A 12,927-nucleotide genomic window follows, 5' to 3' on the forward strand; every position below is an offset into this window, starting at 1 on the left:
CTGTGGGCAGCCGATGCGCACCCCGCGAGCCGCTGATCACTGGAAGGCCGATGTCACGAGAGCCTTCTGCTCCACGCCGTGCCGGCGGGCCGAGCCGGCCGCGGGCGCGGGCGCCTCGGGCCGGCTCACGCACTCCACGGCGCGCCGGGTCAGCCGGTGCAGACGCGGCGCGACGAACGACCACGCACCCTGGTTCTCCGGCTCCTCCTGCACCCACCGCACGTCCGCGGCCGCGGGGAAGCGGGCGAGTTCCGCCGCGAGTTCCTCGTCGGGGAACGGGTAGAGGCGCTCCACGCGGACGATCGCCGTGTCGGTCGAGCCCGCGGTGTGCCGGTGGGCGTCGAGGTCGTAGAAGACCTTGCCCGAGCACAGCAGCACGCGCGAGACACGGGCCGGGTCCGTCGTGTCGTCCGGCAGGACCGGGCGGAAGCCGCCCTGGGTGAACTCGGCCAGGGCGGAGACGGCCGCCTTCGACCGCAGCATCGACTTCGGGGTGAAGACCACCAGTGGCCTGCGGCCGTCCAGCGCCTGATGCCTGAGCAGATGGAAGTAGTTGCCCGGCAGGGAGGGCATGGCCACGGTCATGTTGTCCTGCGCGCACAATTGCAGGAAGCGTTCGATCCGGGCGGAGGAGTGGTCGGGGCCCTGGCCCTCCAGGCCGTGAGGCAGCAGCATGGTCACTGCGGAGCGCTGGCCCCACTTCTGCTCGGACGAGGCGATGTACTCGTCGACGACCGTCTGCGCGCCGTTGGCGAAGTCACCGAACTGGGCCTCCCACAGCACCAGGGCTTCCGGACGGGCCTGCGCATAGCCGTACTCGAAGGCCAGCGCTGCCAGTTCGGACAGCATCGAGTCGTACGGTGCGAAGCTCGCGGCCTGCGGGCTGAGGGAGTTCAGCGGCGTGTGCTCCGCGCCGGTGCGCCGGTCGGTCAGTACGGCGTGGCGCTGACCGAAGGTGCCGCGCCGGGAGTCCTGTCCGGCCAGCCGTACCGGGACGCCGTCCAGCAGCAGCGAACCGATCGCCAGTGTCTCCGCGGTGGCCCAGTCGACGGTGCCGGTGTCGAGCGTCGCCGTGCGCCGGTGGAGCTGCGGCAGGACACGCGGGTGCACGGTGAAGCCCTGCGGCAGGTCGGTCTGCGATGCGATGACCTGACGAGCCGTCGCCTCGTCGATCGCGGTCGCCGTGCGCTGGGTGGCCGCCTGTCCGGCGTCGGCGCAAGGAAGGTCTTCGGCCGGTGTGGGAGCGGGCAGCGCCCGGGTCTCGGCGAAGGCCCGTTCGAGGTGATCCTGGTAGTGGCGGCGGGCACTGTCCACCTGCCGCTCGCCGATGTCCCCGCGGCGTATGAGGGCCGCGGCGTACAGCGTGCGCACCGAAGCCTTGGCGTCGATGCGTTCGTACATCACCGGCTGCGTGATGGACGGGTCGTCGACCTCGCTGTGCCCGTGGCGCCGATAGCAGACCAGATCGACCACGACGTCCTTGTGGAACGTCTGGCGGTAGTCGAAGGCCATCCGTGCGACGCGGTCAACGGCTTCCGGGTCGTCGCCGTTGACGTGGAAGATCGGGGCCTCCACCATCCGTGCCACATGGGTCGCGTACGTGCTCGAACGGCCGTTGGGGGGCAGGGTGGTGAAGCCGACCTGGTTGTTGACGACCACGTGGACCGTCCCGCCCGTGCGGTAGCCCGGCAGTTGCGACATGTTCAGGGTCTCGGCGACCACACCCTGGCCGGCGAAGGCCGCGTCGCCGTGGAGGACGACCGGCAGTACGGGGAAGGGCTCGCCCTGGTCCCCGGCCAGGTCCTGCTTGGCCCGCACCACGCCCTGGGCCACCGGCCCCACGATCTCCAGGTGCGAGGGGTTCGCCACGACCGAGACGGCGATGGTGCCGCCGTCCAGGGCACGGTAGGCGCCCTCCGCGCCGAGGTGGTACTTCACGTCCCCCGAGCCCTGGACCGACCGGATGTCCACCGCGTCCTCGAACTCATCGAATATCTGGCCGTAGGACTTGCCGATGATGTTGGCCAGGACGTTCAGCCGGCCGCGGTGCGCCATCCCGATGACGGCTTCTTGGACACCGTCTTCGATGGCGCGGAGCAACAGGGCGTCGAGCAGCACGATGGCCGACTCGCCGCCTTCGAGCGAGTACCGCTTCTGGCCCACGTACTTGGTCTGCAGGAACGTCTCGAAGGCCTCCGCGGCCCCCAACCGGTAGAGGATCCGCAGCTGTCCGGCACGGTCCGGGCGGCGCTGCGGGCCCTCGACGCGCTGCTGGATCCAGCGGCGTTCCACGGCGTCCTGGATGTGCATGTACTCGAACCCGGCGGTGCGGCAGTAGAACTCCCGCAATGCGCCCAGCACTTCGTCGAGTGTCATCGTGGCGCGCCCGGCGAACCCGTCCACGGCGAAGTCCTCCGCCCGGTCCGCGTCGTCAAGTCCGAACGCGGCGATGTCGAGCTCCGGATGTGCTGCGGCTGGCCGGGCCATGAGCGGGTCCGTTCCCGCCATCAGATGCCCGCGCACACGATACGCGTGGATGAGCGCCGCGACCCGGACCGCCTTGAGCGCCGCCTCGTCGATGCCCTCGTGGTGTTGGGCTGAGGCGGTCAGGGAGGCCGCGGCGGCCGGGGACACCAGCGTGGCGAAGAAGTTCCTCCACGTCTGGTCCACCGAGCCGGGGTCGTGGAGGTAACGCCGTCGCTGCTCGTCCACGACCCATTCGTTGAGCCCGAAGTCCAGCCCGTGAGACGCTGCTCGAGCGGTGTCTGATTGCGACGCCATGGCGCGAACGCCTTCTTTCCTCTGCGAAGCCTTGGGATGGCGGACGCGGCTACGGCGGTCGTCCGCCTGCGTGCCAAGTGTTCGAGGACTTCGCAACCTTTGCGGAGACCGACCCGTTCGACCGCGTCGCACTGACGACGCTAGGACGCCGGGAGTGCGGAGACGGATGGCCGGGCGCGCCACGACGGCCTCACATCAGGACGGACGGGTGAAGACACCCCGCAGTGGCAGTTTTCAGGGGTCCTGCGGACCTTGGGTCTCGTGCACGGTGAGTTGCGGGTGCGGTACGGACTGTCGCTCCATGACTACCTCATTCTCGGCGCGCTCGCCGAGGCCGCGAGCGGATCTGTGCCCGTTGCCAAGCTGGCGGCGTTCCTCCAGGAATCCGGGGACCGGATGTCCTACCTCCTCAGGGGTCTGCAGGCTGCCGGACTAATTGATCGCCATCGTCGTGCCGGAGACCGCAGGACGGTCGAGGCGACCCTGACCGACGCAGGACGCTCCAGGGTCGCCGCCGCCGAGACGACCGCGCAGGCGCTGATGCGCCAGCACCTCGATCCGGGACTGGACACCCAGGAGCCGTCCGGCCGATCGTGTGACGTCACTTGATCTGCTCGTTTTCCACGCCACCGGCTGTGGTCGGCGGACGGCACCTGGGCGCGGCTTCTGCGGCGAATCCAGCCCGTGGCCTACAGCGGGCGAGATCGACTGCGACGTCCTTCATCAGCGTTTCCGATTCCGGACCCCCGGGATCAGCAGGACGTCGCATGGCTTCTGTACATCATCGACCCGCACATCGGCGCCGAGGCGGGTCCCGGCGGAGGTGATCACGTCCGTACCTCTCGGACGCGATCCGCACCTGACACTGACCGCCGAACTCGTTGGCCGCAGCGAACACCTCGATGGGACCGGTCACATCGAAGAGCCGCACCCCGGGTGAAGACGAATACCGTCACGGTGGTCGGGCCCCGTCCGGGGCGTTTGTGGTTCATCGGGTGGCTCCGGGCCGTGCGCGGCGCAGAGGCCAGTACCCCGTTGAGCGCTGGTCGGTGAATGCTCCGAAGCGGTCGGCGCGCCGGTCGTAGCAGGGGTCGGGCCGCGAACCGTCGGATTTGCCTGGGCTCATCGTGCGCCTTCGAGTCGTACCGAGACTACGACCTGTTTACTCCCTGCTGGGAGGCAAGGGCTCCCAGTCCGCCACTTGGACGGGCGTCAGGCGCGATTGAGCGTTCGCAGGGCGAGCCGCATGCATTGACACGGAGTGACAGGTCCGCCTTCTGACGGCCTGTCGTCAGAAGGCACGCATACGATGGGACTGATGTGCGGCTGAGCGCGCTTCCCTGCGAGGCACAGCGTCATGAGGGGGGCTGTCCCGGCTACCATCGCGCAGGAGGTCCACCATGGCGACGCTGTTGTCCGTCAACGTAGGACTGCCCAAGGATGTGCCCTGGCAGGGAAGGACCGTGCACACCGGAGCCTGGAAGGCCCCTGTCCGGGGCTGCCGCATGGTCCGGCGGCTGAACGTCGACGGAGACGGTCAAGGAGATCTGGCCGGGCACGGCGGCGAAATGCGAGCCGTCCTCGTCTACCAGTTGCAGTCCTACCAGTACTGGCAGAAGCAGCTCGGTCGCGACGACCTGACTTTCGGGATCTTCGGGGAGAACTTCACGGTCGACGGCCTGCCCGACGACGAAGTGTGCATCGGCGACCGGTACCGCATCGGCGAAGCGGAATTCGAAGTCTCCCAGCCCCGCGTCACCTGCTACCGGGTCGGCATGCGCCTGGGCGAACCCACCATGGCTTCCTTGCTCGTCGCCCACCACCGGCCGGGTTTCTACCTCCGAGTGATCACCGAAGGCCGCGTGCAGGCCGGTGACGCCGTCACCCTCACCCGCAAGGGACCGGAACAACTCAGCGTCGCCGACGCCGACGCGCTGCTCTACCTCCCGGACCGCGACCCCGCGAAGCTGCGCAAAGCACTGAACATCCCTGCCCTCAGTCCCGGATGGCAGCAGTCCTTCCGCGAACTCGCCGCGCCCGAGCAGCCTGCACAGAAGCCGGGACAGCCGGGGGAGCAGCCTGGCAAAGAACCGGGATGGCCGGGCTTCAAGCCTATGCGCGTCACCCGCATCGTCCCCGAGACCTCCACCGTCTCGTCCCTCTACCTCACTACCACCGACGGCACACCCCTGCCCGAGGCCCGCCCTGGCCAGTACCTCTCCATCCGCCTGGCCATCGACCATGCCGCCCCCGAAGTGCGCAGCTACTCCCTGTCCTGCGCGCCCACAGCCGACACCTACCGCATCAGCGTCAAGCGCGAACCCCATGGGAAAGCCAGCGGCTACATTCATGCGAGGCTCCACCCCGGCGACCTCGTGGACATCGCCAGCCCCCGGGGAACCTTCGTACTGGAAGAACACCCCGGCCCGATCGTGCTGATCTCCGCGGGGATCGGTGCCACACCCGTGCTCGCCATGCTCCACCAACTCGCCGCCACGCGAGACCCGCGCGCCGTCTGGTGGATCCACACCGCCCACGACCGCGCCCACCACGCTTTCGCGGACGAGACTCATACCCTTCTGGCCCAACTTCCGGGCGCCCGCGAGTACATCTACTACACCGGCGAAACCCCACGTCCCGACGAGCCCCACAGCACTCACGGCCGCCCGACCGCTGCATCCCTCATGGCCATGGGCATCCCCGCCGAGGCCAACGCCTACCTGTGCGGCCCACTCGCCTTCATGGACGACCTCGCCGGCTTCCTGCGCGATCTGGGTCTGCGCCCCCAGCAGATCCATACGGAACAGTTCACCGCTCTCCCCGCCATCAACCCAGGCGTGACCGCCACCGCTGGGATCCGGCCGCATCAGCCTCCCGGTCCCACCGCAACCGGGCCCCTCGTCACCTTCGCCCGTAGCGGCATATCCACCCCATGGTCACCCGCTCACGCGACCCTCCTCGATCTTGCCGAAGCCTGCGACATCCCCACCCGCTGGTCCTGCCGCACCGGCGTGTGCCACACCTGCATCACCCACCTCGTCGCAGGCGACATCACCTACACCACCCCACCCCTCGAACTTCCCGAGCCCGGGACCGTCCTGGTCTGCTGCAGCAAGCCGACCACCGAGGTCGTCCTCGATCTGTGATCGGCCGACAAAGCGGGTGAGGAGCCGGCTGACCAGCCACGTAGCCGTGGTGGATCGCACGCCGGACGCAGACCCTCGATACCCATGGCGGCCGCCGGCCCGCCGAGCACCGAAACCGCGCAGGGCCGGCGTCCAGGACTGCATGAGCCTCGGCCGCACCTCTCTGATGAGTTCCGCCGTTGAAGCGCGGGCGGCGCGGAGCCGACACCCGGCCAACGCCAGACGATGTCGACTCGGTGCCGGACAGGCGACGTGTCGCCCCCGTCTTGCCGCCGCCCCGCAAGCGGTGTCAGCGCAGTGCGGCGACCGCCGTGCGATAGAGGACGTCCTCGGCACGGTCCCAGGACCAGCCGCTCTCGACCACCAGGGTGCGCCAGCCGGTGGGGCCGAACCAGTGCCAGAGCAGGTCGGCTGTCTCCTCCACCGGGTAGGAGGGCGGTGGAGTCAGGGTGTGCATATGGCGGGCGGTCGTGTGCAGCGCCTCACGGTAGTCCGCGGTGGCGCGCTCCCACAGGGCCTCGCCGTCCTCGTGGACGGGCAGCGCCTTGCGGATCGCCTCGTGCACGGTGAACTGACTCTCGTTGCCCATCCGCGTGCCATGAGCCAACGCTCGCAGAACCGACTCTGGTGTCCGTTCCTCAAGCAGCGTCTGCATCGCGCGTTCGTAACCTGATGCGTTCACGCCTTCGTCGACGATCCGATTCAGGATGTCGCTCTTGCTCCCGACGCTCGCGAAGACGGTCTTCGAGGCCACGCCCGCCGCCGCGGCGATGTCGGCGACGGTCACCCGCCCGTAGCCGCGCTCGGCGAACAGTTCTGTGGCCTGACGCAGGATCAGCTCGCGTGTCTGCGCGGCCGCCTGTTCGCGCAGCGGGGAGACGTAGGAGCGCTTGGACGGCATGATCGCAATTCTATCGCCGTGAATTCATTAGGTGTGCTGTAACCTCAAATGTGCCGGTCGAACTCGGACCGAATGCGCGGCCACGCCGCCGGTCCCGCGGGCCGACCCACGTGATCATCGCGACCGCACAGCCCACGAGAGGCAGCAGCGTCATGGGAATGGACCCCACAGAACTGGCCCACGGACTCTTCCGCGTCCTCGAGACAGGTGCCCCGGCGCTGGCCGCCGACGTGGTGCATGAGGACTTCTGCAACCGCGAGGCGGCCGTGGCACCCCCGGCCTGCGCTCTGCCCGGCCCGGCCGGGGTCCTCGCCTCGGGTGCGGATGCGCTCCGCCTTCAGTGATCTGCGTTTCCCGGTCCTCGGCATCGCACGCAATGACGACCAGGTCTGGGGTGCGGCTGCGCATGCGGGGCCGCCACACGGGGCCCTTCGTCCGCTACCGCGACGGCGCACTCGACCAAGCCATACCCCCCACCGGGCATGACATCGATTTCGAGCAGATCCATGTACTCGGCCTCCGTGACGGCAAGGTGGTGAGCCATGAGGCGGTACGCGACGACATCACCATGCTCGGCCAGCTCGGTGTCTTTCCGCCGGCCCCGCCCACGGCACTCCGCATGATCGCCTGGCGTATGACCGGGCGAGCCGCACGCGCCGCCACCCGTGTCACGGCCGAGGCTGCCGAGGCGGCCGCGCTGCTGCGCGACAAACCGGCCGAAAGCCGCTGAGTCGACCGCGCCACGTCGGCTGAGAGGTCTGCGGTGCGGCACTCGCCCCAGGACCGTGGCCGCCAGCGGATGCGATCGACCTCCGCGCGCGAGACGGCGTATCCGCGTAACGGTTCCTCGTGCGGAACCGACCGGTGCCCAGGTCGGCAGACGGGAGGAGGGTGATTGCGGGGACGAACCGAGACCGTTGTGCTTCTGTTCGCGCGCTGACCGGGCCGAGAGCCTCTCCCTGCATCGGCGTCCTACGGCCGCCCGAGGTTCGCTCGCTGCCGGTAGCCGACCGGTCGGTTATTTCGTACGCTCATGTCATGGGACGTACCTCTGACGCCAGGCGGAAGATCCTGGACGCCGCTCGCTCGCTGATCGAGGAGCGCGGGTACTCGGCGCTCGGCGTGGCCGAGATCTGCAAGGCCGCCGGGGTGCCGAAGGGGAGTTTCTACTACTTCTTCGAGTCCAAGGAGGCCCTCGCACTCGCGGTCGTCGACGAACACTGGGCGGCCCAGAAGCGCGACTGGACACAAGCCCTGACCGGTGACGCGGAGCCGCTGTGGCGGTTGCGGCGGCTGTTCGAGGAGACGGAGGCCGGCCAGCGTGCCGTCCAGCTGGGCTGCGGCACCGTGGCGGGCTGTCTCTTCGGGAATCTCACTCTGGAGCTGAGCAACCAGACCGAGGCGGTCCGCGAGCGGCTGCAGGAGATCTTCGACGCACAGGTCGACATGGTGGAGTCCGTCATCGCCGAGGCCCGCGAGCGCGGCGATGTCGGCGTGACCGACACCCGGGAGGCGGCGCGCGCCGTCGTGGCCCAGCTGGAAGGCCAGGTGATGTTCGCCAAGCTGTACAACAACACGGACCGGCTCGGCCCCCTGTGGCCCAACTGCCTGGCCCTCCTCGGCGGACGGCCGACGCAGGAGGCCGTGGCCGGCGTCTGAGGCCCGATCTTCGCCTGCGCGACTGCTCCCGGCGGCTGCGGCGGCCCGGGAGGGCCCGGTCTCCTCAGGCCTCGTCCTCGTCCGGCACGGGGCAGGTGTACACCGGTGCGGACTGCCCCACCTGCCCGGCAGACCGTGCCGCAGGGCTCTGGTCCACCGGCATCGCGTGGGGGAAGCCGACGCGGAGCACGGCGGCGGCGACCGCGCCGGCCAGGACCACCGCCGAGGCCAGGATCAGAGCCTGGTGGTAGCCGTGGTGGAGCAAGGGGGTGACGGCCAGCGGGCCGAGGATCTGGCCGACCGAGTAGCCGGCGGTCAGCAGCGCGACCGACCGCGGGAACCGCAGATGAGCGCCCGCGGCAAGGGTGAGGGTGCTGATGCCGATGAACGTCGCGCCGAACAGGATCGCGGAGACCAGTGCGGCCGGCACCCCGCCGACGACGGCGGGCAGGGCGATGCCGACGGCCTGGATGACCAGCGCGGTGAGCAGCAGGTCGGGGCGGGACCAGCGATGCCCGAACCATGCCCACAGCGCCGAGGACGGCACGGCGGCCAGTCCGGCCAGCACCCAGGCGCCACTGCCGACCCAGCCCGGGGAGCCTTGTCCGATCGCGGCGACGAGGAAGGTGCCGGCGACGATGTACCCGATGCCCTCCAGCGTGTAGCTGACGAACAGAGCGCTGAACCAGCGGTGTACCCGTGTCCTGGGATGCGAGCCCGCCCCGCCGCCGGAGGGTGCGGGCGTTTCCTCCGGACGCAAGGTCCAGCAGGCGACGGTCATGAGTGCGCAGAGCACGGCCGAGGCCCACCAGGCGGAGCGCCAGTCGCCGAACGCGCGCAGGAAGAGGACGACCAGACCGGACAGGGCGATCCCGGCGCCGACGCCTCCGAAGGCCCAGCCGGTCAGGTGGGCGGGGTGCTGCCTGAGGTGGCCGAGGAGGGAGTTGACCGCGATGACGAAGATCAGGGCGCTGGTGATCCCGGCGAGCAGCCGGAGCGCAAGCCACGCGCCGGTGCTGTGGACGGTGGGCATCCCCGCCAGAGTGGCGGTCAGTACCACCAGGGAGACGCGAAGGAGCAGACGGGAGCGGACCAGTGCCGGGACGAGGATGCCCGCCAGCGCGCCGATCAGATAGCCGACATAGTTGGCGGTGGCCAGGTTCGCACCGGCACTCGCGGACAGCCCTGCCTGCGCGTGCATCAGCGGCAGGATCGGGGTGTAGACGAAGCGGCCGACGCCCATGCCTGCCGCCAGTGCCGCGGCGGCCTGGGCCGCGTGGCCGCGCGGCGAGTGCAGCGTGCGGTGCGGACGAACGGACGACAGGCCCAGGTCCGGCGAACTCACGTGGATATCCCTCTGACGCGGTGCAGATCTTGGTTGATGAAGGCCTCGGTGCCGCAGCCATGGGTGACGGCGATGGCCCCGGCACAGGCGCCGGTCACTGCGCCGCGCCGACCGTGCCCGGGTCGTTGGGGTGGGGCACCAGTGCGGTGACGGTGAAGGTCATCCAGGACCGGAGCGGCAGTGTGCCGAGTATCTTCTCGTGCAGCTCGGCTTCGTCGGCGGCCCGCCAGATGCCGATGCTGCGCAGCTCGCCGACCGGACGCCACAGCCGGTACAGATGGCCGGAAGCGGCCAGTTCCGCCGCGCGGACGGCCTCGGCGGCTCGGCGGCGCCCGACCTCGTCCGCACCGACGCCCTCGGGGACGGTGGTGGTGATCTGCACCAGGAACTCTGGCATCTCCTCGCTCCTCTCGGATCCACGCCGGAGTCACTGGATCCGCGTCGTAGGGCCGTTCGGTGCCCCGTCCTCGCCTTCGTGCCTCCATCCTGGCCCTGCCACCAGGGACGTTGCCACGACCGGCTCCCTCCTTGCTGATAGGTGACACCTCCCAGCGCGCGTAGCATGACGGGCGTGGAGCTGCGCCAACTGAGGTATTTCATCGCGGTGGCCGAGGAGCTGAACTTCGGCCGGGCCGCCGCGCGGCTTCTGATCGCGGGCCCTTCCCTCTCCCAGCAGATCAAGGCCCTCGAACGCGACCTCGGGGTGCGCCTCTTCGAGCGCGATCGCCGCTCGGTGTCCCTCACTCCGGCCGGTGCGGAACTGCTCCCGCACACCCGCGCTCTGCTGGAACGGGCGGATGACCTCCAGCGCCACGCCGGCCGGCTGTCCGGCTCCGAACCGGTCCGGCTCGGCTACGTCAACTGGCTGCCCGGAGATCTGACCGTTCGTACCTCCGCGGTGGCTCAGATCCACATCGACGCCTGGGTCGCCCCCTCCCACACCCAGGCAGCCCGGGTGGCCGACGGCAGCCTCGATCTCGCGGTGTGCTGGGTACGAGCCGAGGACGTGGAACGGCACCGCCTGAACGCCCGGATCCTCGGCGCCGATCGGCTCTATGCCGTCGCCAAGGGAGACGACACCAGCTCCGTGCGGGCCCGGGACACCGCGGTTCTCCTCGACGACGACATCACGTCCTGGTCGTCCTGGAACGTCTACGCCGAAGAACTCGCCCGTGACACCGGAGCCCGAGCCGTGCCCATATCGGACGGCGGCATCACCGGCCCGGCCTTCTTCGACCACGTCCGCCGCAGCGACCGTCCGATCATCAACTCGCCCAAGGGTCAGACCTGCGCGCTCCCGGCCGACCTGGTGCGACGCCCCGTCGTCGCCCCCGAGGTCTACTGGACCTGGTCCCTCGTCCGACGCGAGGACGAGGCACGCGTGGCGGTCATCGCTGCCATGGACGCCCTGTGTGACGGCGTCGTAGACCTGGGCATACACGCCGCCGACGCCTGGCTGCCCGCCGGCGACCCGTACCGACAGTAGAGACCGAGTCCCCGCCGACGGAAGCCGCCGTTCCCCGGTCCCGACGCAACCCGTCGGGCCCGACGCGATCCGTCGGGTGCCGACGCAATCCGTGGTCCTCTACCTGCGACGTCCTCACCTGCACTGAGAGCCACGGCCTCCCAGACGGAAGGAATCGAGTCCCAGCGGAGGGGCCGCCAACCGTTGCCTCGCGGGCGCACGGCTGCCTATCGTCGAATAGTCGACCGGTCGGCTAGTAATTCTTCCACCGGTCCGGAACAGTCCTCCCACCTCGAAAGTGAAGATCACCGTGAGCATTGCGCAGCAGAAGGTCGCCGTCATCACCGGCGCGTCACAGGGCATCGGCGCCGGACTGGTGGACGGCTACCGCGCACTCGGGTACGCGGTCGTCGCCACCTCCCGCACCATCGCACCCTCGGACGACGCGGAGGTCGTCAACGTCCAGGGGGACGTCGCGGATCAGTCCACCGCCGACCGTGTCATCTCCGCCGCGGTGGAGCGGTTCGGCCGGGTCGACACCCTGGTGAACAACGCGGGCGTCTTCGTCGCCAAGCCCTTCACCGACTACACCCTCGACGACTATGCGGCCGTGATCGGCGTGAACCTGAACGGTTTCTTCCGTATCACTCAGCTGGCGGTCGAGCAGATGCTCGCCCAGGGCGGCGGTCACATCGTCAACATCACCACCAGCCTGGTGGACAGCGCTGACTCCAGGGTGCCCTCGGTGCTTGCCTCTCTGACCAAGGGCGGCCTGCAGTCCGCGACCAAGTCCCTCGCCATCGAGTACGCCCGCCGTGGTATCCGCACCAACGCGGTGTCGCCGGGCACCATCAAGACCCCCATGCACCCCGAGGAGACCCATGAGTTCCTCGCCGCCCTGCACCCGGTCGGCCGGATGGGTGAAGTGAGCGACATCGTCGACGCCGTGCTCTACCTGGAGAAGGCGCCCTTCGTCACCGGCGAGATCCTCCATGTCGACGGAGGCATGAGCGCCGGACACTGACCGTACACCGAGTCTTGGACCAAGGAGTGGACATGACCGCCACGACCGACGACGCGGAGATCCTGAGCGGAGTGCTCGACCAGTGGAAGGCCGCGGTCGACGCGCACCAGCCCGACCGCGTCGCCGCCCTCTTCACCGAGGACGCCGTCTTCCAGGGGCTGCACCCCTACAGCGTCGGACGCCAGGGCGTCGCCGACTACTACGACTCCCAGCCCCTCGGCATGAAGGCGGCATACCAGATCCTCGAGACCAGGCGGCACGCCGACGACCTCGTCCTCGGCTACCTCGCCGTCGAGTTCTCGTTCACGGACCGGCCCCCGCTGGACGTGAAACTCTCAGTCCTCGTTGTCCGCACAGGGGACGACTGGTCCATCGGCCACTATCAGGTATCCCGCCTGGATTAGCCTGTTCGGCCAGATCAACCGACCTCGTCTCTGGCGCATGTTGACGCCCGCTCAACGGGCGCTTCGCACCCGGGTTGCGCCGCACCGTGCCCCTGAGTGGGGTGACCGGTGTGGCGTGTACCTGTGCTGTCAGCGACGCCTTCTCCCACTGCGGAAGCGTGCCAGCGGCTCCTTCTCCGCGGTCCGAGTCTCGGCCGGGCTG

General features: G+C 69.5%; 12 protein-coding genes. 8 read left to right on the plus strand and 4 right to left on the minus strand.

The genetic code is table 11. From position 1 onward, the window contains the following. Positions 1-36: 36 nt before the first annotated feature. Positions 37-2,781, minus strand: a complete 2,745-nt coding sequence (locus tag ABZ865_RS21395; protein ID WP_361232376.1) for a multifunctional oxoglutarate decarboxylase/oxoglutarate dehydrogenase thiamine pyrophosphate-binding subunit/dihydrolipoyllysine-residue succinyltransferase subunit — start codon at positions 2,779-2,781, stop codon at positions 37-39. Positions 2,782-3,042: 261 nt separating this feature from the next. On the opposite strand from ABZ865_RS21395, the gene ABZ865_RS21400 reads away from it, so the two are divergent. Together ABZ865_RS21400 and ABZ865_RS21405 are read left to right on the plus strand one after the other, a co-directional pair. Then, positions 3,043-3,390, plus strand: coding sequence for a MarR family transcriptional regulator (locus tag ABZ865_RS21400; protein ID WP_361233600.1), 348 nt, complete (start codon positions 3,043-3,045; stop codon positions 3,388-3,390). Between the two features lie 791 nt (positions 3,391-4,181). Further along, positions 4,182-5,927 carry an MOSC and FAD-binding oxidoreductase domain-containing protein gene (locus ABZ865_RS21405; protein WP_361232379.1) on the plus strand — a complete coding sequence of 582 codons (1,746 nt, stop codon included), beginning with the start codon at positions 4,182-4,184 and terminating at the stop codon, positions 5,925-5,927. 289 nt (positions 5,928-6,216) lie between these two features. On the opposite strand, the gene ABZ865_RS21410 is transcribed toward ABZ865_RS21405, so the two are convergent. After that, positions 6,217-6,828: a TetR family transcriptional regulator gene (locus tag ABZ865_RS21410; protein ID WP_361232382.1), complete on the minus strand. Its 612-nt coding sequence runs from the start codon at positions 6,826-6,828 to the stop codon at positions 6,217-6,219. A 158-nt stretch (positions 6,829-6,986) separates the two neighbouring features. Here ABZ865_RS21410 and ABZ865_RS21415 point away from each other — a divergent pair, with 158 nt between their 5' ends. From ABZ865_RS21415 to ABZ865_RS21425, 3 genes are all read left to right on the plus strand, one after another. Continuing rightward, positions 6,987-7,172 (plus strand): hypothetical protein, encoded by a 186-nt coding sequence (locus ABZ865_RS21415; protein WP_361232385.1) that lies wholly within the window; start codon positions 6,987-6,989, stop codon positions 7,170-7,172. A 32-nt stretch (positions 7,173-7,204) separates the two neighbouring features. Next, entirely contained in the window at positions 7,205-7,558 is a 354-nt protein-coding gene (locus ABZ865_RS21420; RefSeq protein ID WP_361232388.1) for an ester cyclase, read from the plus strand. Positions 7,559-7,866: 308 nt separating this feature from the next. Next, positions 7,867-8,487 (plus strand): TetR/AcrR family transcriptional regulator, encoded by a 621-nt coding sequence (locus tag ABZ865_RS21425; protein WP_361232392.1) that lies wholly within the window; start codon positions 7,867-7,869, stop codon positions 8,485-8,487. Positions 8,488-8,551: 64 nt separating this feature from the next. Here the strand turns inward: ABZ865_RS21425 and ABZ865_RS21430 are convergent, their stop codons facing one another. Continuing rightward, complete coding sequence (locus ABZ865_RS21430) at positions 8,552-9,730, minus strand: YbfB/YjiJ family MFS transporter (RefSeq protein WP_361233603.1); 1,179 nt, start codon at positions 9,728-9,730, stop codon at positions 8,552-8,554. Between the two features lie 196 nt (positions 9,731-9,926). Next, entirely contained in the window at positions 9,927-10,229 is a 303-nt protein-coding gene (locus ABZ865_RS21435) for a muconolactone Delta-isomerase family protein (RefSeq protein ID WP_361232394.1), read from the minus strand. Positions 10,230-10,394: 165 nt separating this feature from the next. Here ABZ865_RS21435 and ABZ865_RS21440 point away from each other — a divergent pair, with 165 nt between their 5' ends. The 3 genes from ABZ865_RS21440 to ABZ865_RS21450 all read left to right on the plus strand — a co-directional run bounded on the left by ABZ865_RS21440 (position 10,395) and on the right by ABZ865_RS21450 (position 12,725). Next, a complete protein-coding gene (locus ABZ865_RS21440) occupies positions 10,395-11,318 on the plus strand; it encodes a LysR family transcriptional regulator (protein ID WP_361232397.1) in 924 nt (307 codons plus the stop codon). A gap of 289 nt (positions 11,319-11,607) precedes the next feature. Next, a complete protein-coding gene (locus tag ABZ865_RS21445) occupies positions 11,608-12,321 on the plus strand; it encodes an SDR family oxidoreductase (protein ID WP_361232402.1) in 714 nt (237 codons plus the stop codon). A gap of 32 nt (positions 12,322-12,353) precedes the next feature. Continuing rightward, a complete protein-coding gene (locus tag ABZ865_RS21450; protein WP_361232405.1) occupies positions 12,354-12,725 on the plus strand; it encodes a nuclear transport factor 2 family protein in 372 nt (123 codons plus the stop codon). Positions 12,726-12,927 lie beyond the last annotated feature (202 nt).

The organism is Streptomyces sp. NPDC047085 (assembly GCF_040643735.1).
In the GTDB taxonomy this organism is placed as follows: Bacteria; Actinomycetota; Actinomycetes; order Streptomycetales; family Streptomycetaceae; genus Streptomyces.